21 protein-coding genes are annotated in these 20,859 nt (G+C 44.9%); all 21 read right to left on the bottom strand.

What is annotated here, in order from left to right:
- Positions 1 to 45 precede the first annotated feature (45 nt).
- On the bottom strand, positions 46 to 1,413 hold the full coding sequence (locus tag P8F77_RS08535) for a 6-phospho-alpha-glucosidase (protein ID WP_024727727.1): 1,368 nt from the start codon (positions 1,411 to 1,413) through the stop codon (positions 46 to 48).
- Between the two features lie 27 nt (positions 1,414 to 1,440).
- Positions 1,441 to 2,988, bottom strand: coding sequence for a PTS transporter subunit EIIC (locus P8F77_RS08530; protein WP_024727728.1), 1,548 nt, complete (start codon positions 2,986 to 2,988; stop codon positions 1,441 to 1,443).
- Positions 2,985 to 3,830, bottom strand: a complete 846-nt coding sequence (locus P8F77_RS08525) for a PRD domain-containing protein (protein WP_024727729.1) — start codon at positions 3,828 to 3,830, stop codon at positions 2,985 to 2,987. Before P8F77_RS08525 ends, P8F77_RS08530 begins: the two co-directional genes overlap by 4 nt.
- Positions 3,831 to 3,845: 15 nt before the next feature.
- Positions 3,846 to 4,358, bottom strand: a complete 513-nt coding sequence (locus P8F77_RS08520) for a PTS glucose transporter subunit IIA (protein ID WP_287519829.1) — start codon at positions 4,356 to 4,358, stop codon at positions 3,846 to 3,848.
- 559 nt (positions 4,359 to 4,917) lie between these two features.
- Positions 4,918 to 5,850 (bottom strand): translation elongation factor Ts, encoded by a 933-nt coding sequence (gene tsf, locus P8F77_RS08515; RefSeq protein ID WP_034549442.1) that lies wholly within the window; start codon positions 5,848 to 5,850, stop codon positions 4,918 to 4,920.
- A gap of 21 nt (positions 5,851 to 5,871) precedes the next feature.
- On the bottom strand, positions 5,872 to 6,600 hold the full coding sequence (rpsB, locus tag P8F77_RS08510; protein ID WP_270431008.1) for a 30S ribosomal protein S2: 729 nt from the start codon (positions 6,598 to 6,600) through the stop codon (positions 5,872 to 5,874).
- Between the two features lie 151 nt (positions 6,601 to 6,751).
- On the bottom strand, positions 6,752 to 7,522 hold the full coding sequence (gene codY / locus P8F77_RS08505; protein ID WP_024727733.1) for a GTP-sensing pleiotropic transcriptional regulator CodY: 771 nt from the start codon (positions 7,520 to 7,522) through the stop codon (positions 6,752 to 6,754).
- 2 nt (positions 7,523 to 7,524) lie between these two features.
- On the bottom strand, positions 7,525 to 9,618 hold the full coding sequence (topA, locus tag P8F77_RS08500; RefSeq protein WP_024727734.1) for a type I DNA topoisomerase: 2,094 nt from the start codon (positions 9,616 to 9,618) through the stop codon (positions 7,525 to 7,527).
- Between the two features lie 15 nt (positions 9,619 to 9,633).
- Positions 9,634 to 10,713: a DNA-processing protein DprA gene (gene dprA / locus P8F77_RS08495; protein ID WP_024727735.1), complete on the bottom strand. Its 1,080-nt coding sequence runs from the start codon at positions 10,711 to 10,713 to the stop codon at positions 9,634 to 9,636.
- Positions 10,706 to 12,223, bottom strand: coding sequence for a YifB family Mg chelatase-like AAA ATPase (locus P8F77_RS08490; RefSeq protein ID WP_287519828.1), 1,518 nt, complete (start codon positions 12,221 to 12,223; stop codon positions 10,706 to 10,708). Before P8F77_RS08490 ends, dprA begins: the two co-directional genes overlap by 8 nt.
- Before the next feature lie 75 nt (positions 12,224 to 12,298).
- Positions 12,299 to 12,748 carry a transcriptional regulator NrdR gene (gene nrdR, locus P8F77_RS08485; RefSeq protein ID WP_024727737.1) on the bottom strand — a complete coding sequence of 150 codons (450 nt, stop codon included), beginning with the start codon at positions 12,746 to 12,748 and terminating at the stop codon, positions 12,299 to 12,301.
- A 106-nt stretch (positions 12,749 to 12,854) separates the two neighbouring features.
- The gene (locus tag P8F77_RS08480; protein ID WP_024727738.1) at positions 12,855 to 13,100 is read right to left on the bottom strand and encodes a YlmC/YmxH family sporulation protein; all 246 of its coding nucleotides are present in this window, start codon (positions 13,098 to 13,100) and stop codon (positions 12,855 to 12,857) included.
- 117 nt (positions 13,101 to 13,217) lie between these two features.
- Positions 13,218 to 14,012, bottom strand: a complete 795-nt coding sequence (locus tag P8F77_RS08475) for an RnfABCDGE type electron transport complex subunit B (RefSeq protein WP_270431001.1) — start codon at positions 14,010 to 14,012, stop codon at positions 13,218 to 13,220.
- A 13-nt stretch (positions 14,013 to 14,025) separates the two neighbouring features.
- Positions 14,026 to 14,601 carry an electron transport complex subunit RsxA gene (gene rsxA / locus P8F77_RS08470; protein WP_006567153.1) on the bottom strand — a complete coding sequence of 192 codons (576 nt, stop codon included), beginning with the start codon at positions 14,599 to 14,601 and terminating at the stop codon, positions 14,026 to 14,028.
- A 12-nt stretch (positions 14,602 to 14,613) separates the two neighbouring features.
- Positions 14,614 to 15,315 (bottom strand): electron transport complex subunit E, encoded by a 702-nt coding sequence (locus tag P8F77_RS08465; RefSeq protein ID WP_024727740.1) that lies wholly within the window; start codon positions 15,313 to 15,315, stop codon positions 14,614 to 14,616.
- A gap of 1 nt (position 15,316) precedes the next feature.
- Positions 15,317 to 15,928, bottom strand: a complete 612-nt coding sequence (locus tag P8F77_RS08460; protein WP_024727741.1) for an RnfABCDGE type electron transport complex subunit G — start codon at positions 15,926 to 15,928, stop codon at positions 15,317 to 15,319.
- Positions 15,921 to 16,871: an RnfABCDGE type electron transport complex subunit D gene (locus P8F77_RS08455; protein ID WP_148459194.1), complete on the bottom strand. Its 951-nt coding sequence runs from the start codon at positions 16,869 to 16,871 to the stop codon at positions 15,921 to 15,923. Before P8F77_RS08455 ends, P8F77_RS08460 begins: the two co-directional genes overlap by 8 nt.
- 13 nt (positions 16,872 to 16,884) lie before the next feature.
- Positions 16,885 to 18,201 carry an electron transport complex subunit RsxC gene (gene rsxC, locus P8F77_RS08450; RefSeq protein WP_024727743.1) on the bottom strand — a complete coding sequence of 439 codons (1,317 nt, stop codon included), beginning with the start codon at positions 18,199 to 18,201 and terminating at the stop codon, positions 16,885 to 16,887.
- Positions 18,202 to 18,458: 257 nt separating this feature from the next.
- On the bottom strand, positions 18,459 to 19,700 hold the full coding sequence (locus P8F77_RS08445; RefSeq protein WP_024727744.1) for a glutamate-5-semialdehyde dehydrogenase: 1,242 nt from the start codon (positions 19,698 to 19,700) through the stop codon (positions 18,459 to 18,461).
- Between the two features lie 24 nt (positions 19,701 to 19,724).
- Positions 19,725 to 19,934, bottom strand: a complete 210-nt coding sequence (locus tag P8F77_RS08440; RefSeq protein ID WP_024727745.1) for a DUF896 domain-containing protein — start codon at positions 19,932 to 19,934, stop codon at positions 19,725 to 19,727.
- 21 nt (positions 19,935 to 19,955) lie between these two features.
- Positions 19,956 to 20,810 carry a glutamate 5-kinase gene (gene proB / locus P8F77_RS08435; RefSeq protein ID WP_024727746.1) on the bottom strand — a complete coding sequence of 285 codons (855 nt, stop codon included), beginning with the start codon at positions 20,808 to 20,810 and terminating at the stop codon, positions 19,956 to 19,958.
- Positions 20,811 to 20,859 lie beyond the last annotated feature (49 nt).

The following is a 20,859-nucleotide window of genomic DNA, read 5'->3' as shown; positions in this document are numbered from 1 at the left end:
GAAAGAAAGCCCGAACCGTAAAGTTTTCGAGCTTTCTTTATATAATTACTTCAATGTCGGCCAGTATTCCTTATTAGCTTCCATCAAATCGTCTAATATCTCTTTTGCCACTTTCATGCTTGGAACAGTCTTATTCAGGGTAAAGGCTTCCAGTACTTTCTGATAGGAACCCTCGATACAGCCCTCTACTAAGAGTTTTTCACAGTTTAACTGCTGCATCATCATTCCTTGCTGGAATAGCGGGATATTATCCTGTGCGATGACTTCCGGGCCTTTCTTACCGATGTAGGCAGGTACTTCTACCATAGCATCGTAAGGCATGTTGGGGATAGCTCCCTTGTTTTCGGTGATGACCAGAAAACGCGCTTTGGTGTCGTTTTTCAATGCGATAGCCAAATCGGCAATCCAATCACCATGACTGCCTGCATAGAATACTGTTTCGTCAATCTCGCCGGAAGCCAGATATTTGTCGATACCGTCGAACAGATTCTTTTCACGAGTCTCCATAACCTCGTTGGCACGGGTATGATTAGGATCGGAATGTTCCACAAACTCTTTCTGCTGCAGATAGTAGTTTAAGTAAGTGTTAGGCAGAGTGTCCGGGAAATTCTTCATGATTTCGTACACACCCTTCCATACATAGTACCAGCTGCCTTTGGCGTGGCGATTTGTTTTATTGTCGTTGCTCTTACCAGCTAAAGCTGCCTTATCTTTTAAATACGCAGACGGCAGCAGGATTTCCTGCTCCATGATATAGTCTCTGATCTTAGGCATCATATCCTCGCCCTTGTATTCGATGCCCGTAAACCAGCCAAAGTGATTCAGTCCATAATAGTCATAAACAATGTTATGTTTATCTTTAATGTTCAGAGCGGCAGCAACCATATCAATGATAGCAATAGGCATGTCGCAGATATTAATAATGCGAGCATCAGGACGAAGCTTACGGCAGGCTTCCGATACGACGGAAGCCGGATTGGAGTAGTTCAAAATCCAGTAGGTTGGTTTTGCATATTTTTCGGCATCATCAATTACCTGAATCATAGGGAAGATTGTACGCATACCATAAGCCAAGCCGCCGCAGCCGCAGGTCTCCTGACCCACACAGCCGTGACGAAGAGGGATTTTTTCATCCAACTCACGCATTGCATATTTTCCTACGCGCATCTGTGCAAAAATGAAATCAGCATCTTTATAAGCTTCTTCTGCGTCATAGGTGATTGTCAGTTTAATACCGCATTTTAAATCCTCATCCAGAATCCAACGAACCAAAATGCCAACCTTATCCTGACGTTTTTTATCTAAATCAAACAGACGGATCTCATCTACCTCCAGCTCATTCTTGCGAAGAGCGATGGATTTTACAATACCCGGTGTAAAGGTACTGCCGCCGCCAACAATTGTAATGATCATATGCTTTTCCTCCTTAAAAATATTAATTTACATTTTTTCTAATGCGTCCTCTACCTGACCGCGAACAGCCGCTACCTGCATGCCCAGAATAATCTGGAGATCCTTTCCACTGCGCTTGATACCGCTGTTCTTTACTTTATTAATCAGGGTTTCATTAATCAGGGATTCATCCTTTACAACCACTCTTAAACGGGTGAAGCAGTTTTCCAGTGAATCAATATTGCTTTTGCCTCCCAGACCATTGATCAGGCTGACGACATCATCCGCTGCGTTGGAAGCGCCAACAGACGGTGCTGCTTTTTCTGCAATATTTTCCACCTCGCGGCCAGGAGTTCTTAAATTCAGTTTCTTAATTAAGAAAGTGAACAGGAAATAGTAAATTACGCTGACTGCGATACCCATAACCAATAACATAGGCCAGTTAGTCTTTTCCACGCCCAGTACCAGATTGGAAATTATAATGTTGACAATACCGCCGCTGGTAGAAGCCGGGATACTCAATACTTTTAACAATACCAGATTGATACCGCTGATTACAGAATGAATCAGGAATAAAACCGGCGCTGCAAAGACGAATAAATAGTCAATAGGTTCGGTAATTGCAGACAATACTGCTGTCAGCATCAAAGGCAGAATGAGCGCCCTGGTCTTTTCTTTATTTTTTTTAAATGCAGTAGTAATAAATGCCAGGGCGATGCCAATATAAGGGAACAGGTTGTTAAAGGTGTAGCTGTTAAAATAGGTAGAGTCTGAGAAAGCCCCAGGCATATTCATCTCTGCTACACGGATAGGATATGCACCTGCTATGATGGTATTGCCCTGTGCCAATGTGCCGCCCACATCAGTAAACTGGAAAGGTGCATATACCAGATGGTGCAGACCGGTAGGAACTAACAGCTTATTTAACAGACCGTATACAAACAGGCCTACATTGCCGCTGCTTACGATCATGCCGGATACTGCACTGATTGCAGACTGCACTAACGGCCATACGAAGGTCATGAGAAAGCCCACGCCGATAGCAGCAGGAATCATCAATAAGAACGGGAAGCGCACGCCGGAGAACATGGAGAAGTATCCTTTGAACTGCTTACCACCAAACTTATTGAACAGATATCCGGTGAGGCAGCCCATCAAAATACCGCCAAATACACCGGTGTCCAGTACCTGAATGCCCATTACCTCAGCCTGACCTGTACCGTACAGACCAAGCGTACCCGGCTCTGCAATCTTGCCAAAAAAATTTAAAGTAATGTTGTTAGCATTTAAAAATATGAAGAAGCCCATCAGGCCGATTAAAGAAGCATGACCTTTGTCTTTCTTTGCCATAGCGCCTGCAATGCCGACACAGAAAATAATGCTTAAGTTATTGATCAGATACATCAATGTGCTATAAATCAAGTTACCAATTAACCGGAAAGGCGCTGCCTGTAAAAAAGTCAGCTTTTCCGTAATCGTTGTGTTGGTCAATAAAATACCAAGAATCAGAATCGTACCAGCTACCCCCAGATACATCATAGGCTGTACAATTGACTTTGAAAATACTTCCAAAGAACTTTTGATTTTTTCTTTCATTCTTGAACTCCTTCATTTGAAATCAATGTAATAATGTGATAAATCAGATATCTTTTTTCTGAATCCGTCACTTTTTTATGATAGCTCTTTTGTATATAATCTCCTATCCTCTCCACACACTGAAAGGCTTCTGGATATTCCTGCTGCGCCAGCTGAAATACAGATACATCTTCCAGTTGTTTGCCATCCTTGTCCAGCACCCTTCTGGCAAAAAACTGCAGATGCCGCATAAATCGTTCGTATAATAGGGAATCATGATTGAGTACCACTCCATAATGATTCTGCACGATCCTTATAATTTCGCTGATTAGCTGGAGACTTACAATCAGTTGGTCTGCCCGCTGGTTTAAGTTGGCATTTACGATATGTAACGTAATAAACCCCATTTCATCTTCGGAAATATGAATACCCATATGCTTATCAATGATTTTTGCTGCTTCTTTAGAAAGAGCGAATTCTTTTTTATAAAACTGCTTGATCTCCATAAGCAGGGGATTCTGGAACACCACTTTATTCTTTTCCCGCTCTAAGGACATGCTGATGTGGTCTGTCAGTGTGATATAAATATTGTCATCCAGATTTAAATCCGATTTTTCCCGAAGCATGGCTACGATTTCTTCTGCAATAGACAGATAAATGATTGGGATTTCCTGCACCAACTTAGCCAGCCGGTTTCCGATGCTTTTTTCAGCCAGAGTAAAAACTTTTTCAATCCGGTCTTCTTCAAGGAACTCACCGGCTTTTTTGCCAAAGGCCAGACCTTTTCCTATGACGATCATTTCCTCGCTTTTTTGATCTTCCACCATTACTACGTTGTTATTGTAAATTCTTTTAATCCTCATAAGAATTCCTTTCCATCAGCCAAGCCACAAAAGTTTTTCCTGTGGCATAACCTGTCCGATGTCCCTTTTATACAAAATACCAAGTTCGCTGCTATCCGGCAGTAGCACCATGGTAGTAGCCTCGTAACCGCTGCTTTTAATTTTGTCCATATCAAAGGTGATCAGAAACTGACCCTTTTCCACCCGGTCACCCTGCTGCACCAGCGCTTCAAAACCGTCTCCGCCCATTTCCACTGTGTCAATGCCGATATGCAGAATTACATTGATACCGTTATCTCCTGCAATGGCTATGGCGTGATTGGTGGGAAAAAGCGCTTCTACCATGCCGCTCATAGGGGCGTAAAGCTTGCCCTCTGCCGGGATAATGGCCAATCCGTCACCCATGGATTTCTTCGCAAAAGCTTCGTCATTCACCGTTTCTAACGGGATGACTTCACCCATTAAAGGGCTGCCAAGTTCTTTTGACGGCTTTACCAATTCCGTGAGTGTACTTTCCGATTTCCCCATGATACGTGATAAAATACCCATAATATAACCTCCCTTCTGGAATTTCCTGCTTGTTCTGATTGCTGGCAGTGCTTGATTCATTTTTTGCGCAGCAAAAAAACAGGCTTAACCAAAATCATTAAATAACAATAAACGTTATTGAAAGATTTTGGTTAAGCCTGCTTACACAGTAACATTCCGCTTTTCTTTACAAGTATATGATATCAAAACACAAATTTTTTGTCAATGTTATTTTAAAAAAATGTTTGTATAAAATGAGCTTTGATATGACAATAAAATTAGAGTGGACACCATGCCGATAGGCCCTTCGGAAATAAATATTTTCTAAGACAAAAGGGACCCTTGTTTTCACAATGTCCCTTTCTGTCCAGTCTACACTTTCCTTCCTACTTAAACATCAAGCAATCTTTTCATTGATAAGTTAGGTAATAAATCCTACCCAATCTCTGACCCATGTATTACCCAAAATAACGCGATATTTTATGATAATCTATGATAGTCTGCATTACTTGTAAAAAGTTCGGAAATCTCAGTAAACCCGTTATTCTACACTGATAATGGCAGTCTAATTACAAACGGATTAGTTTCCCATCTGCTTTGCCACTTCCTCAGCAAAGTTCTCTTCTTTCTTTTCGATTCCTTCGCCTGTCTCAAAACGGATGAATCCTTTAATGGCAATCTTCGCAGAATTAGCTTTTGCTACTTCTTCTACATATTTTCCAACAGCCTGTTTTCCGTCTTCAGCCTTTACATAAGTCTGATCTAACAGACAAACTTCTTTTAATTCTTTGTTCAGACGTCCGATGATCATCTTCTCGATGATGTTGTCCGGCTTGTCCGGATTTTCATTCTTAGCCTGAGCTTTTAAGATTTCTGTTTCATGATCGATGTAATCTTTAGAAACTTCATCTCTGCTTGTATATTTCGGCATAATAGCAGCTACCTGCATAGCTACGTTTTTACCCATCTCTTTGATCTCGTCGTTGACAACATCTGTCTCAACTTCTACTAATACGCCGATCTTTCCGCCTGCATGAATATAAGAAGCAACAAATCCGGCTGCTGATTCCATCTGTGCAAATCTACGGATATTTAAGTTCTCACCGATGATTGCAATTTTTCCGTCTAATACTTCTTTTACAGTTTTTCCTGCTTCTGCTTTAGATTCTTCTGCAAGGAAAGCTTCGATATCTGCCGCACCTGTTGTGAGAGCCTGATCTGCAACCTCTGCAACATAAGTCTGGAACTGCTCGTTCTTAGCAACGAAGTCAGTCTCAGAGTTTACTTCCACAATAGCAGCTTTCTTTCCGTCATCAGAGAGTTTAGTAGCAACTAATCCTTCTGCCGCAATACGTCCGGCTTTCTTTTCAGCCTTTGCAAGTCCCTGCTCTCTTAAGTGCTCAACTGCTGCTTCCATATTTCCATCGGTAGCGTTTAATGCCTTTTTACAGTCCATCATTCCGGCACCGGTTTTTTCTCTTAATTCTTTTACCATTCCTGCTGTAATAGCCATGATTTTTCCTCCAAATAAATCTTATTCTTCTGCAGCTTCCTCTTCTGCTTCCACATCAGCAGCATCCATTCCCTGGTTTGCTTCTACAACAGCATCAGCCATTGCGGATGTGATCAATTTAACTGCACGGATTGCATCATCGTTTCCTGGGATGATGTATTCTAAATCTTCAGGATCACTGTTTGTATCTGCAATACCTACCAGAGGAATTCCCAATGTGTGTGCTTCCTGAACACAGATATTTTCTTTTTTAGGATCTACGATGAAGATCATATCCGGAATTTCTTTCATCTCCTCGATTCCGCCTAAGTTCTTCTGTAATTTATCCATTTCTTTTCTAAGTTCTAATACTTCTTTCTTTGGAAGAACTTCAAATGTTCCGTCTTCTTCCATCTTTTTGATCTTCTTTAAACGGTCGATACGGCTTCTGATTGTCTTGAAGTTTGTGAGCATTCCACCTAACCATCTCTGGTTTACATAGAACATTCCGCAGCGCTCTGCTTCTGTCTTTATAGAATCCTGAGCCTGTTTCTTTGTTCCCACAAATAAGATCTTTCCGCCTTCTGCAACACATTCTTTTACTGCGTTGTATGCATCGTCTACCATGCCTACGGATTTCTGAAGGTCGATGATGTGGATTCCGTTACGCTCTGTGTATATATACGGAGCCATTTTAGGATTCCATCTTCTTGTCTGATGTCCGAAGTGAACACCTGCTTCTAATAACTGTTTCATTGAAATAACGCTCATAAAAAATCTCCTTTGGTTATGCTTCCACCATTGTCATTATCCCGGCAAACCTCTCGGCACCTACCGAAATTCCAACGGCGTGTTTATTTTTACCTTTGACAGTATAGCACATCTGTTTTACACAATGCAAGAAAAATTTCGCACTTCCGGCTTAGATACGCCCGGCCCGGTTTAATTCGCCAAAAATCAGGTCATTTACAACCTTGATATAAGTTCCTTTCATGCCGGAAGACCGGGACTCGATGACTCCCGCACTCTCCAGCTTTCTCAGTGCATTGACGATGACTGAACGGGTGATGCCGAAACGGTCGGCAATCTTGCTGGCAACCAAAATACCCTCGCTCCCGTTCAGCTCATCAAAAATATGATGAACCGCTTCCAGTTCCGTAAAGGAGAGAGTTCTGAAGGCAGATTCGATGATATTCTGCTTTCTGCGTTCACTCTCTATCTCTTCACTGACAGAACGCATCATTTCCAATCCAACGACTGTTGTTCCGTATTCAACCAATATAATATCATCAATCGTATAGTCATCTTCCATCCGGTACATAAACAGCGTGCCAAATCTCTCTCCTGCGATATCGATCGGGGAGATAATACCGCAGTAGCGGTGAATGTCTCTTTCAAAACCGAGTGTCTGGAGATTTACATTCTCCTTCGTGGATAATATCGTCAACAGACGCTCATTTAAATCCGTGTCAATATAATCCCCAATTTTGCCGCTGATCATCTCTTCGATAGGATCTATGTTCTCTGAATTTTGAATTCCTAAGATCTTTCCCTTTCTACTGATAACGATCACATTGGAATCCATAACCTCCATCAGAACCTGACAGATGTCATTGAAAACGACTTTTTGTGAATTGTTGTTATGCAGTAATTTATTTATCTTCCTGGTTTTATCTAATAATTGTACACTCATAGCTACTCCTTATTTTCCGTAACTTCTTCCTCTTTCGGCAGATCACATACATATCCGCAGTGTTCGTCTGAACAAACCAGTTTCTTTCCTTTTTCCACCATATACTTTCCGCAGCGCTCACACTTGACGGTAGAAGGCTTCTGCCATGACATAAATTCGCATTCCGGGTTATCCTCACATCCGTAGTATTTCCGACCCTTCTTGGTTTTCTTTAAGACGACTTCCTTTCCGCACAGCGGACATGGAACTCCGATCTTTTCAAAGTGAGGTTTTGTGTTTCGGCAGTCAGGGAATCCCGGACAGGCCAGAAACTTCCCATACGGCCCATATTTCACGACCATATTGCGTCCGCACTGGTCACAGACCACATCGGTCACTTCGTCCTCAATGGTTACCTGCTCCAGTTCTTTTTCTGCGGCCTCCACGGCTTCTTTAAGATCCGGATAGAAGTTTTCCACCACGGATTTCCAGTGGACCTTGCCTTCCTCCACCATATCCAAAAGCGCCTCCATCGTAGCGGTGAAATGCACATCCACGATAGACGGAAATGCCTTTTTCATCATGGTATTGACCGCTTCTCCCAGCTCCGTCATATACAGATTCTTCTTTTCCTTGACCACATACCTTCTGGCAATGATCGTAGATATGGTAGGAGCATACGTACTCGGCCGTCCAATACCCTGTTCTTCCAGGGTGCGGACAAGCGTTGCTTCCGTGTAGTGGGCCGGCGGCTGTGTAAAATGCTGTTTGTGGTCAAACTCTTTTAACTTCAGCTCCGTGGAAGTATCGATACTTTTCAGTATGACATTTCCTTTTGATTTCTCATTGTCGATGTTGTACACAGTCAAAAATCCGTCAAAAACGATCTTGGATGCGGAAGCATTGAAACGGTATCCGTTGGCGTCGATCTTTACGGATGTAGTCTCATACTTGGCTGCACTCATGCGGCTCGCCATAAACCGGTTCCAGATCAGCTGATAAAGCCTGAACTGGTCTCTGGAAAGCTGTTCTTTCAAGCTCGCCGGGGTGTTCTCGATGTAAGTGGGACGAATGGCTTCATGGGCGTCCTGTACATTTTTGTCGTCCTTTTTTGAAACTTGTCCGTTTCCGACAAAATCACTTCCGTAGGTTTCAGAGATGAACTCTCTGGCATTCTTATCTGCCTCTTCCGAAATCCTTGTGGAGTCTGTACGCAGGTAAGTGATCAATCCCACGGTGCCTTTTCCTTTGATGTCTACACCCTCATACAGCTGCTGAGCAATCCTCATGGTTTTTGCTGTCGGAAAATTCAGTTTGCTGGATGCATCCTGCTGCATCGTACTGGTCGTAAACGGAAGCGGGGCTTTCTTGATACGCTCCCCTGTCTTTACGCTGTCAACATGAAATTCGGCGCCTTCAAGTTCCGCAAGGATCTTGTTCAGCTGTTCTTCATTCTTGATCTCGATCTTCCCGTCTTTGTCTCCGGCAAACTTGGCCTCCAGGGGCTTTTTGCTCCCTTTCACATTCAGAAAAGCATCCAGTGACCAGTATTCTTCCGGTATGAAAGCGCTGATCTCTTCTTCCCGGTCACAGATCAGGCGGAGCGCCACAGACTGTACCCGGCCTGCGCTCAATCCCCTCTTGATCTTTGCCCATAAAAGAGGACTGATCTTATACCCGACAATCCGGTCTAAAACACGTCTTGCCTGCTGGGCATCCACCAGGTCCATGTCGATCTCTCTCGCATGCTTTAATGATTCCTTGACTGCATTCTTGGTGATCTCATTAAATGTGATACGGCTGCATTTTTTATTCTCAAGTTTCAACGCATAATAAAGATGCCATGAAATTGCTTCCCCTTCCCGGTCAGGGTCAGTCGCGAGATAAACTTTGTCGGCCTTTTTCACTTCTTTCCTCAATGCCGCCAATACTTCTCCCTTGCCCCGGATCGTAATATATTTTGGTTCAAAATTATGTTCCAGGTCGATTCCCATCGTACTCTTGGGGAGATCCCTCACATGACCGTTGGATGCAATGACCGTATAATTTTTCCCTAAAAATTTATTGATCGTCTTTGCTTTCGCTGGTGATTCTACAATTACTAAGTATTTTGGCATTTTTGCACCTCTTAATTATATTTTTATTATGTAATAATTTTTCAGTATTTCTTCTGCCAACCCCTGCCTCTGTAGATAGTATAAGGATGTCACAGCCTCTGTGACCGGCAGTTTTGCCTCCGAAGCTATCTGTTCCAGGCATTTAGGTTCCAAACTCAAAACATCATACACCATTTTTTCACCTCTAGCAAGTGAATTTTTATCAAATTGACAGACATTATGTGAAAATACTCTGAATTTTGGAAATTCATTTAAGATATCTTCGGGGCCGGAAACCAGCTTGGCGCCTTGCTGGATCAGGCGATGGCAGCCCCTTGATACATCACTCGTCACATTGCCCGGGAGTGCAAAAATTTCTTTGTTTTGTTCCAATCCGCAGTCCGCTGTGATCAGAGATCCACTTTTCTCTCTGGCCTCCACTACGAAAATTCCGTCGGAAAGGCCACTGATGATCCTGTTCCTCTGCGGAAAAAGAAAAGAAAGCGGCTCTACGCCGGGACCATACTCAGAATAGATCACACCCTGTTTCTCTACATCGGCGAACAGTTTTTTATGTGCTTTCGGATAAATCCGGTCAATCCCGCATCCCAGAACACCTGCCGTCGGTGCGCCTACATCCAGGGCTCCTCTGTGAGAAGCTCCGTCGATTCCCCTTGCCATGCCGCTGACGATCAAAACACCCCTCCTGGACAGCTCTTTTGCAAAATATCCTGCCATCTCTCTTCCATATAAAGTACAGGATCTGGCCCCTACTATTGCAATGACCAGCCTTGATTCCTGCGGCCTGCCTTTTCGGAAGATGCCAAACGGATAATCATAGATCTGTTTGAGCCGCTGTGGATAATCGGGTTCTTTCCATATAATATAGTCTGTTTTCTGCTTTTTTAGCTCCTCGTACTTCTTACAGATATAAGATTCATCTCTTGTCTCAAGAAAAAGCCGGTACTGTCTCTTGTTAAGAAATGGCTTTGCAGTCTCCGCATTAAGCTTCCTGAGTTCCTCCGGATGAATAATGGCAGAAAGGATCTCACCCTGCGTCTTTCGATTCATCTCAAGAAGCGACGTAAACCAGAACCACGAAATCTTTTCATTCATATCCCGCAGCCTCCGATAAAAACTCCATGTTGCGCAGAGACAGTGCCTCTATAAGATGTCCCTCCCCGATCTCGCTTTTCTGTTCCATTCCGGCAATCGTTTTTGCTGTCCTCACAATCTTATGAATACCCCGCATAGAAATATGATGTTTCTTTTGTTCTTCTTTTAAAATTCTTCGGCTTTCTTTGGACAACGGACAGATTTTTTCTAAGTCCTCTGCCTGTATCTGACCGTAATAAGAATACGGAGTATCCGAGAGTTCTCTCTGTTCCTCTCTGATATTTTCCAAAACCCTGCTGCGGATGGCAGCCGAATTTTCAGTCTCGGCGTCCATTTTCTTTGCCTCCTGTCCAACTGTGAGAATCAGATCAAAACGGTCCAGTATGGGCCCTGAAAGTCTGTGATAATAGGACCGCTTTTCACCCGCACTGCACCGGCATGCCTCCGGAGTAAAGCTGTTGCCGCATGGACATGGGTTCATGGCCGCTGCAAGTAAAAAGTCCGCAGGCATGGTATAGTCTCTCCCAAGCCTGTTTAAAATAATCTGCTTATCTTCCAGCGGCTGTCTCAGGGCTTCAATGCATTTGGCGTCAAACTGTGCCAGTTCATCCAGGAACAGGACACCTTTGTGGGCAAGTGTGATCTCTCCAACTTTTGGAACCGCTCCCCCACCGATCAGCGCTCCCCTGGATATGGAAGAATGAGGTTTTCGGAAAGGCGGACAAAAATCTTCTGCCTCCCGGTGGACACCGGCCGCCTGATACAGAGCCTGCACCTCCAGATATTCTTCCTCGGATAAACTGTTCATGATAGAAGAAATCCGTTCAAGCGCCATAGTCTTGCCACAACCTGGAGCTCCGATCAGAAGAATGTTATGCCTCCCGGTTACGGCGATTTCCAGAGCTCTTTTTAAGAAAGCCTGTCCTTTTATTTCTGAAAAATCATGACACTGGCTGTCAAGGATCATCCTTTTTTCCTTAAAATGATATGGAAGCACACACCCGCTTCTGAAATAGTCCACGGCATCGGAAAGATGTTTTACCGGAACCAGTTCCACATCTCTGATATGTACAAGGGATTCCATATCATCATAGGGAACCATAAATCGCCGGATGCCCTGCTTTCTCCCTTCCATGATGATGGGCAGGCACTGTCTGATCCCATGGACACTGCCGTCCAATCCCAGCTCTCCCAGGAGACAGATGGGCGGTTCTTTGTTAATTGGAATATAATTGAGACCGGCCATAACGGCCGCTGCGATGGGAAGATCAAATGCGGTTCCTGTCTTTCTGATGTCGGCAGGAGATAAATTGACGGTAATTTTCATAGGAGGGAGCGGACAGCCCAGAGCCCGCAGTGCGGATTCCACCCTGTGCCTGGATTCTTTTGCTTCATTAGAAAGGCGGCCTACCATAGTAAAGTATGGGAGACCGCTTCTTAGTTCCGCTTCGACCTGAATGATACAGCCTGCGGCGCCTGAAACAATGCCGCTTAACATCGAACAAAACATAAAGCCTCCTTCTTCTCCGGAAGCCTTTCAGCTAACAATATACTGTATCTTATCATATTTTCTATTTTTTTACAACTATTTCAGCAATTTTTTCAGTTCACTCATGAAGGTGTTCACATCTTTGAACTCTCTGTATATAGCGGCAAACCTTACATATGCCACCTCATTCAGTTCCTTCAGCTTGTCCATGACGATTTCTCCGATCAGGGAACTCTCCACCTCGCGCTGTCCGAGATTATAGATCTTTGTCTCGATCTCATCTACAATCTGATCTATCTGTCCCATGGATATAGGCAGCTTGTGGCAGGACTGTACGATACCCGCCTTGATCTTGGAGCGGTCATACATCTGTCTGGTCTTGTCCTTCTTGATCACAGACAGCGGTTCTGTCTCGATCTTTTCATAGGTCGTGAAACGCTTGCTGCAGTCGTCACACTGTCGTCTTCTCCGTATAGAGTTATTGTCTTCCGAATGTCTGGAATCAATGACTCTGGAATTTTCACTTCCGCAATAAGGGCACCTCATTTTTCTACCTCCCGGGCTATGCTTTTCTTTGTACTCTTTTGAGAGGCAGAACACGTCTGCCTCAAGACTTTCCATTCGTTAAAGGAAGTATATCATTTTTTCCAGATCACTTCAAACATTCTTTTTCATTAATATCCACCAATACAGTGTCACAGCCGATTCGAATGATCTTCTTATATGGAATATAATAAAACTCTCCTTTTGTAAAACATAGGATCTTTGTCGCTTTTGGAACGATCAGACATAAAATCTGACCTGACGCCAGGTCAAACTCCAGGTCGATTACACATCCCAGTTTATCTCCGGTCCGGCAGTTGATAACATCCTTTTCCCTCAACTCTAAAAACTTCATGAAACGCCACCCCAGAAAAATAGTTATAATAGTGTATGCCCCAGGAAATAAAATGTGTCAAAAAGGCTGTATCCTCCAGTCAGATACAGCCTAATGATCTTTATATAATTCACTTTATTATACAGTAATGATTTTTTTCGGACACTTCTTGGCACAGAGTCCGCAGTTGACACATTTCTCATAGTCTATATGAGCAATGTTATTTTCTACGGTAATCGCTCCAAGCTTACATTCTTTCGCACAGAGCCCGCAGCCGATACATCCGGCTTTGCACACGGACATGACGTCTTTTCCCTTGTCTTTAGAATTACACTGCACTAAATGCTTCTTGTCGTAAGGAACCAGTTCAATAAGTCCCTTCGGACAGATATCGGTACATTTTCCGCAGCCGATGCACGCTTCTTTGTCAACATACGCAATACCGTTGACGATGGAGATTGCATTCTCAGGGCACACCTGGGCGCAGCTTCCGAATCCCATACATCCGAAAGAGCATGCTTTGGGCCCCTCTCCGGGTACGTTTATGGCTTCCACACAGCTCATCTGTCCTGTATATTCGTATTTATTTGATGCTTTCTCACAGGTCCCCGCACACTTTACGAATGCCACCTGTTTTACGAAGTCACCGGCTTCCACACCCATGATGGCACCGATTTTTTCTGCCGCCGCAGGCCCGCCTACCGGACAGGCATTGACCGCAGCTTCTCCGTTCGCGATCGCTTTTGCAAGCCCGTCGCATCCGGCATATCCGCAGCCTCCGCAGTTATTTCCGGGAAGTTCTGCGCGGACTGCTACTTCTTTTTCATTGACCGGAACCTTAAACTTCTCAGAAGCGATTCCCAAAAGAATAGCAATGACCAAACCAATGCCTCCGACCACGACGGCCGCGAGGATAATTGCTGTAATATCCATTTTTGCTACCTCCCTATATGATTCCTGAGAATCCAAAGAAAGCGATAGCCATCAGCCCTGCCGTGACAAGAGTGATCGGCATTCCTTTGAAAGATTCCGGGATGTTGTTGTATTCTAATTTCTCGCGGATACCAGCCAGGATCACGATGGCGATGGTAAATCCGACAGCCACTCCAAATCCGTTGACTACACTGGTAATAAAGTTGTAATCATACTGAACGTTATTCAATGCAACACCGAGCACCGCACAGTTGGTAGTGATCAGCGGAAGATATACGCCTAAAGACTCATAAAGAGCCGGCATAGATTTCTTTAAAAACATTTCCACGAACTGAACCAATGCCGCAATGACAAGGATAAATGCGATCGTCTGAAGATATTCCAGATGAAACGGTACGAGTATGCCCGCATAAACGAAATAGGTAACCGCTGAGGCGATTGTGATGACGAAAATAACCGCAGCGCCCATTCCGCCGGCAGTTTCTACCTTCTTGGATACACCAAGGAAAGGACAAAGGCCTAGGAACTGGCTCAATACTACGTTATTAACTAATGCCGCACCGATTGCGACTAATAATAAATTTGACATTGTTCATCCCCCCTATTTGTCATCCACACTGTTATCGAAAAACCGGCTTCCACAGGCACCGTTTCCGCAGCTTGCACAGTCGCCGCAGCCGGAAGCCTGAGGCTCTCCTGCTTTTTTCGGTTTCTTGTTTCTTACCTTATTCTGAACTGCAACAAGGCAGGCCAGGACAAAGAATGCTCCGGGGGCCAGGATAAAGATCGTGATCGGCTCATAAGCAGCCGGCATGATCTTTGTGCCAAAGATCGTACCTGCACCGAGGAGTTCACGGAAAGCTCCGATCACAGTCAGTGCAATGGTAAATCCCAGTCCCATTCCGACACCGTCGAAGAAAGAGAGAACTGCCCCGTTCTTAGATGCAAAGGATTCTGCGCGTCCCAGGATGATACAGTTTACTACGATCAGAGGAATGTATATTCCAAGGCTTGCATTCAGTGACGGCACATATCCCTGCAAAAGGAACTGTACTACCGTTACCAGAGATGCAATGATAACAATATAGCCCGGAATACGGACCCTGTCAGGAATAATATTTCGCATGAGTCCAATGATCAGATTGGAAAACATTAACACGGCCGTAGTGGAAAGTCCCATTCCTGCCCCGTTGATGGCGGATGTGGTTACCGCGAGGGTAGGACACATACCGAGCATTAAGACGAAAGTAGGATTTTCTTTGACAATACCGTTGATTAAACGTTCTATCGGATTACTTTTCATCTCAATTACCTCCTTTCAATGTATCCATTAAAGCAACACAGCTGTTGACCCCGCTTGTTACCGCACGGCTGGTGATCGTGGCACCGCTGATGGCATCGACCTTTGCGTCGTCGTTCTTGCCGGAACCGTCTTTTACGACTTCAAACTGCTTCGCTTTTTTATCTTTGAAGTTACTCTTAAATTCATCTTCTTTTGCCTTCATACCAAGACCTGCGGTCTCACTGATCGTCAAAGTCTCATATCCGTTGACCGTACCGTCATTCTTGACACCGACGGAGAGGGTGATATCTCCGCCGTACCCGTCAGGGTTTGTCACGGAGAATACATATCCAAGACCTTTTCCGTCCTTATCTACTGCTTTGGCAATCTCACTGACCGTATTCTGGCCCAAATTCTTTGCCTTCAAAACTTTGTTTATCTCTTTTTTATTAAGCTTCACTGCCTCAAATCGATCTGCGTCTTTGAACACAGCCTTGTATGCTTCCTGTTTTGTCTTTTCTTCCTGCTTTGCAATCGGATCTTTGGTCACGTTGTAAACGAATCCAAGGATCAGTCCGGCAGCCAGAGTGATGATAAATAATTTAATACAGTCGTTTACTAAACTTTTATTCATTGTCTTTGCCTCCTTTTGCCTTCACAATTCCAAACGGAGTAGGAACCGTAATCTTTTCAATCAGAGGAACAACCAGGTTCGCAATGATAATAGAGTAAGAAACCCCCTCTGCCATCGGTCCGAACAGGCGGAAAATACCGGTCAGCAGTCCGCAGAGGACACCGAAGATGATCTTTCCTTTGGAAGTGATCGGCGAAGTTACATAGTCCGTTGCCATGAAGATCGCACCGAGCATCAAACCGCCGGCAAAAATCTCAGATGCCATATAAGTAAGATCGAAGCCATGTCCTCCAAAAAGCAGTACGAAGACAGCCACCGTCGCCACATAGATGCATGGGATCAGCGGTGAGATGACTTTCTTTAATACCAGGTAGGCACCTCCCAAGAGGAGCAGGACGGCGGATGTCTCTCCGATCGTTCCCGGGATAAATCCTGTAAAGACATTTCCGAGGTCTACACTCTTTCCTGCCTTCAGCAGGGCAAGAGGAGTCGCAGTGGTGACACCGTCATATGTAAATGTAGTCATTCTTGCCGCAAAAGAGATCATCAGAAAACAGCGGGCTCCCAATGCCGGGTTCATAAAATTCTGCCCCAGGCCGCCGAAAACTTGTTTTACGACAATAATGGCAAAAAGGCCGCCGAGCACCGGCATCCAGAAAGGAACACCTGCCGGCAGGTTCAGCGCAAGCAGGAGTCCGGTCACAGCCGCGCTCAGATCGCTGACGGATACTTTTTGTTTCATTAGCTTCTGATATATATACTCAGCAGCCACACAGGTGACAATGGAGACCGCAATGGTCACAGCCGCAGATGCACCGAAGATATAGATACCAAAAACTGTGGCCGGGAGTAATGCAAGGATTACGTCCAGCATAATGCTTTGTGTTGAGCTTTTGTCCCTTACGTGCGGGTTTGCTGAAACACGATATAATGTTTCGTTCATATGTACCTCTCCTTTACTTCTTTCTACGATTTGCCAAGACCTGTTTGCGTCCTGTCTTCATTGACTGTGCCAGGTTTCTCTTCGCCGGACAGATAAAAGAACAGCATCCGCATTCCACACACTCATCTCCGTGGAGTGCCTCAAATGCTTCAAAGTTATTGTTATCTGCCAGTACGGACAGTCTCGCCGGCATTAACTTCTGAGGACAGACGCTGACACAGCGCCCGCAGTTGATACAGTTGCTCGGCTCTACGGCAGACACAGGGTCCTTTGTAAATGCAAGCAGAGAAGAAAATGTTTTGACAGCCGGAACGTCGGTAGTAAACATGGCCATTCCCATCATCGGACCTCCGGAGATCACCTTTTCAGGCTGTCCCTTAAATCCACCGGCCGCTTCGATCAGTTCGTTGACGTTGGTTCCCGTGCGGACTAAAAGGTTTTTAGGGCTCTCAACCGCATCTCCGGTCACCGTTACCACACGGCGGAACAAAGGTCTTCCCTCTTTTACCGCTTCCTTGACAGCAACAATCGTTGCCACGTTGTCCACAATACATCCTGCATCTGCCGGAAGCATACTGGAATTGATGGCTCTTCCCGTAGTCGCATAGATCAGGGAACGCTCCGCTCCCTGCGGATATTTTGTCTTTAACTCTGCAACCGAAATTCTTGCATCTCCTTTGACACAATCGCTGACTTTGGCAATGGCATCTTTTTTATTGTCTTCCACTGCGATGATTCCTTTTGCCTTCGGGAACAAGTCAAGAACAATGTTAAGACCTTCCACGAGGACTTCCGGAGTCTCCATCATGATCCTGTAATCTCCGGTTATGTAAGGCTCACACTCCGCACCATTGACAATGATGTACTCGATGGCATCCGGATCTTTCGGAGCCAGCTTCACATGAGTCGGGAAACCTGCCCCTCCGAGCCCGACGATCCCTGCGTCTTTGATCGCAGCGAGAACCTCGTCTCTGGTCATATCCTGATACGGCTTTGCTTTAAACTCCGCTTCTTTAAATTCTCCGTCGTTTTCTATTACAATTGCATTTACTTTTGCCCCGGCGGGAGTCACTCTCGGCTCGATTGCTTTCACCGTACCCGAAACAGAGCTGTAAATATTGGCAGACACAAAACCGCCTGCCTCTGCAATCTTCTGTCCCGCCAGTACCTGATCACCTTTTTGTACGATCGGTTTCGCAGGTGCCCCGATATGCTGGCCGACAGGTAAAACAACATCTCCTTTAGGCAGATATTCGGTGATCGGAGAATTTTTTGCGTATTCTTTCCCGTCATCCGGATGAACTCCGCCGCTAAATGTAAACAATGCCATTTTTAAGCCTTCCTTTCTCTTTTCTTTAATTTCCATATCTTTAATGATAAATTGTTTAGCATGCAAAATCAACTTTCGACATTTTTTTCACAAATGAAATCCCACAAAATAACACACATCTCACTAAAATCTTTTCATTCTTTTACTTTTTTCATCTTTTTGCACAGAAAAAGAAACAATAATGCTTTCTATATGTGAATTAATTATCAATCTAAAAGGAGTCCCCGATCCTGAGAACTCCCTCTTTGAAGTTTTATCTAATGCCTGATCTGTCCATTGCCATAAATAATAAATTTGGTAGTCGTCAGCGCATCGAGTCCCATCGGTCCCCTTGCATGGATCTTTTGGGTGCTGATTCCGATCTCGGCTCCAAAGCCGAACTCGAATCCATCGGTAAATCTCGTGGAAGCATTTACATAGACTGCAGCCGCATCGATCTTCTCCAGAAACTCCTGGGCATGGGAATAAGAATCTGTGACAATCGCCTCGGAATGTTTGGTATTGTAGCGGTTGATATGTTTTACCGCCTCATCAAAACTGTCCACGACCTTTACCGAGATAACGGCATCCAGATATTCGGTTCCCCAGTCTTCTTCCGTCGCCCGGATAACCTGGTCACTGACTGCCATGACTCTCTCGTCTCCTCTGACCTGCACTCCCTTTTTCAGCAATGCCTCTACGACAGCCGGAAGATGGGTCTGTACAACATCTTTATGTATGACCAGAGACTCGCATGTATTGCAGGTTCCAAGCCTCTGAGTTTTTGCATTGACCACGATATCGACAGCCATTTGGGGATCTGCATACTCATCGATATAAGTATGGCAGTTTCCGGTTCCTGTCTCGATCACGGGAACCGTGCTGTTTTTCACGACACTCCGGATCAATCCGGCTCCGCCTCTTGGAATGAGGACATCAATATATTCATTCATCTGCATCATCTTTGTGGCAGTTTTCCGGCTGGTATCTTCCAGGAGCTGAATGCCGAATACCGGCATCTTTTTCTTGGCTAATGATTCCTGGAGAACTTTAGTAATCGCAAGATTAGAATGTATGGCGTCGCTTCCGCCGCGGAGCAGGCAGGCGTTTCCTGTCTTAAAGCAAAGAGCAAACGCATCCGCAGTGACATTGGGACGGGATTCATAGATAATCCCCACAACGCCCAAAGGCACGACCTTCTTTCCGATCAGCAGTCCGCTTTTATTGGGCTTCATCTCGGTGACTGCCCCGATGGGATCTTCCAAGTCCGCCACCTGTCTGAGTCCTTCTGCCATGCCTTCGATCCTGTCAACCGTCAGAGTCAGACGGTCCACCAGTGCCTCCGACATCCCGCGCTCCATGGCTGCTTTCACGTCTTTTACATTCTCCGAAAGAATGTAATTCTGGTTTGTCACAAGCTGGTCTGCCGCTTCCCTGAGCAGCTCGTTTTTGTCATTCATAGGCGCCTGCGCCAGAACGACCGACGCTTCTTTTGCCTGTCTTCCTAATTGTTCTAACATAACAACCTCCCTTCTATCTTTATCTCAGTGCTTTCCCTTTGGCTTCAGCGGAGTCACACTTCCGTCCTCATTCTTTATGCTGATATGATTCAGCTGTCCGCGCAGATTTGCCCGGACAGACTGGATATATTCTTCTCTCAGCTTTTTCTGCTCCTTCTTTTCCTTCTCTGAAAGCCCGATGGACTTTTCCAGATGATATAATTCATTGATTCTTCTGATCTTGTCTTCGTTCATACTATTCCTTTCCAGTCAAAATTATGAGTTTAAATACGGACATTCCGTAAGATATTTCCGAAAATTAAAATGTTCTCTTTTATGGGCTAAGAAAAGCGTTCCGATCTCCCTGCCCCCGATAATTCTGTTCAGGTCATTTAAATCTCTGCTGTTTGCTATGACCATATCGGCCCCGCAGTCTGTCACAATATTTGCAGCTGCGATCTTTGTGGCCATGCCCCCGGTTCCCACCTTGGTCACAGCTCCTTTTGCCATGTTTTCGATCTCTTCGGTAATCACGGGTACTTCTGATATAAGTCTTGCTCTTTTATTTTTATGCGGGTCGTCCGTATATAATCCGTCTATATCCGTGAGAAGAATCAAAAGATCTCCTTCTACTACCGCAGTGACCACGGCAGATAAAGTGTCATTGTCTCCGAACTCAATTTCTTCTGTGGAGACGGTGTCATTTTCATTTACGATAGGAATGATGCCCAGACTCAGCAGCTGGTTAAATGTATTTCTTGCATTGAACCTGCGCATATCGTTCAACATCGTCTCTTTTGTGATGAGGATCTGGGCAGAGCCCTGATTGTATTCAGCAAATAGCTTTTGATAGATCATCATCAACTGTCCCTGTCCCACGGCAGAGCAGGCCTGCTTCATCGGAAGAGATCCCGGGCGTTCCTTTAGTCCCAGTGCTTTATAGCCGACCCCGATCGCTCCGGACGATACTAATATCACATCTTTTCCGCTGTTGTGAATATCTGTCAGGACACGGACCAGCTTTTCAAGCCGGAATAAATTTAGCTGTCCTGTCTTCGGATGTATCAGGGAAGAAGTCCCTACCTTAACTACGATCCGCTTCTTATCCTTTAGTTTTTCTCTGTTTTCCATAATGCTGAAGTCCTGTCCTATTCCCGCTGAGCCTCGGTCAGCGCAGTTT

The organism is Anaerostipes sp. PC18 (assembly GCF_039789045.1).
Lineage (GTDB): Bacteria > Bacillota > Clostridia > Lachnospirales > Lachnospiraceae > Anaerostipes > Anaerostipes hominis.
This window is presented reverse-complemented; position numbering and strand designations above follow the sequence as displayed.

What these genes read in the sequence shown, in the direction of transcription:
- P8F77_RS08535 (WP_024727727.1), bottom strand. Translation starts at nt 1,413, where the DNA reads ATGATCATTACAATTGTTGGCGGCGGCAGTACCTTTACACCGGGTATT.
- P8F77_RS08530 (WP_024727728.1), bottom strand. Translation starts at nt 2,988, where the DNA reads ATGAAAGAAAAAATCAAAAGTTCTTTGGAAGTATTTTCAAAGTCAATT.
- P8F77_RS08525 (WP_024727729.1), bottom strand. Translation starts at nt 3,830, where the DNA reads ATGAGGATTAAAAGAATTTACAATAACAACGTAGTAATGGTGGAAGAT.
- P8F77_RS08520 (WP_287519829.1), bottom strand. Translation starts at nt 4,358, where the DNA reads ATGGGTATTTTATCACGTATCATGGGGAAATCGGAAAGTACACTCACG.
- tsf (WP_034549442.1), bottom strand. Translation starts at nt 5,850, where the DNA reads ATGGCTATTACAGCAGGAATGGTAAAAGAATTAAGAGAAAAAACCGGT.
- rpsB (WP_270431008.1), bottom strand. Translation starts at nt 6,600, where the DNA reads ATGAGCGTTATTTCAATGAAACAGTTATTAGAAGCAGGTGTTCACTTC.
- codY (WP_024727733.1), bottom strand. Translation starts at nt 7,522, where the DNA reads ATGAGTGTACAATTATTAGATAAAACCAGGAAGATAAATAAATTACTG.
- topA (WP_024727734.1), bottom strand. Translation starts at nt 9,618, where the DNA reads ATGCCAAAATACTTAGTAATTGTAGAATCACCAGCGAAAGCAAAGACG.
- dprA (WP_024727735.1), bottom strand. Translation starts at nt 10,713, where the DNA reads ATGAATGAAAAGATTTCGTGGTTCTGGTTTACGTCGCTTCTTGAGATG.
- P8F77_RS08490 (WP_287519828.1), bottom strand. Translation starts at nt 12,223, where the DNA reads ATGTTTTGTTCGATGTTAAGCGGCATTGTTTCAGGCGCCGCAGGCTGT.
- nrdR (WP_024727737.1), bottom strand. Translation starts at nt 12,748, where the DNA reads ATGAGGTGCCCTTATTGCGGAAGTGAAAATTCCAGAGTCATTGATTCC.
- P8F77_RS08480 (WP_024727738.1), bottom strand. Translation starts at nt 13,100, where the DNA reads ATGAAGTTTTTAGAGTTGAGGGAAAAGGATGTTATCAACTGCCGGACC.
- P8F77_RS08475 (WP_270431001.1), bottom strand. Translation starts at nt 14,012, where the DNA reads ATGGATATTACAGCAATTATCCTCGCGGCCGTCGTGGTCGGAGGCATT.
- rsxA (WP_006567153.1), bottom strand. Translation starts at nt 14,601, where the DNA reads ATGTCAAATTTATTATTAGTCGCAATCGGTGCGGCATTAGTTAATAAC.
- P8F77_RS08465 (WP_024727740.1), bottom strand. Translation starts at nt 15,315, where the DNA reads ATGAAAAGTAATCCGATAGAACGTTTAATCAACGGTATTGTCAAAGAA.
- P8F77_RS08460 (WP_024727741.1), bottom strand. Translation starts at nt 15,928, where the DNA reads ATGAATAAAAGTTTAGTAAACGACTGTATTAAATTATTTATCATCACT.
- P8F77_RS08455 (WP_148459194.1), bottom strand. Translation starts at nt 16,871, where the DNA reads ATGAACGAAACATTATATCGTGTTTCAGCAAACCCGCACGTAAGGGAC.
- rsxC (WP_024727743.1), bottom strand. Translation starts at nt 18,201, where the DNA reads ATGGCATTGTTTACATTTAGCGGCGGAGTTCATCCGGATGACGGGAAA.
- P8F77_RS08445 (WP_024727744.1), bottom strand. Translation starts at nt 19,700, where the DNA reads ATGTTAGAACAATTAGGAAGACAGGCAAAAGAAGCGTCGGTCGTTCTG.
- P8F77_RS08440 (WP_024727745.1), bottom strand. Translation starts at nt 19,934, where the DNA reads ATGAACGAAGACAAGATCAGAAGAATCAATGAATTATATCATCTGGAA.
- proB (WP_024727746.1), bottom strand. Translation starts at nt 20,810, where the DNA reads ATGGAAAACAGAGAAAAACTAAAGGATAAGAAGCGGATCGTAGTTAAG.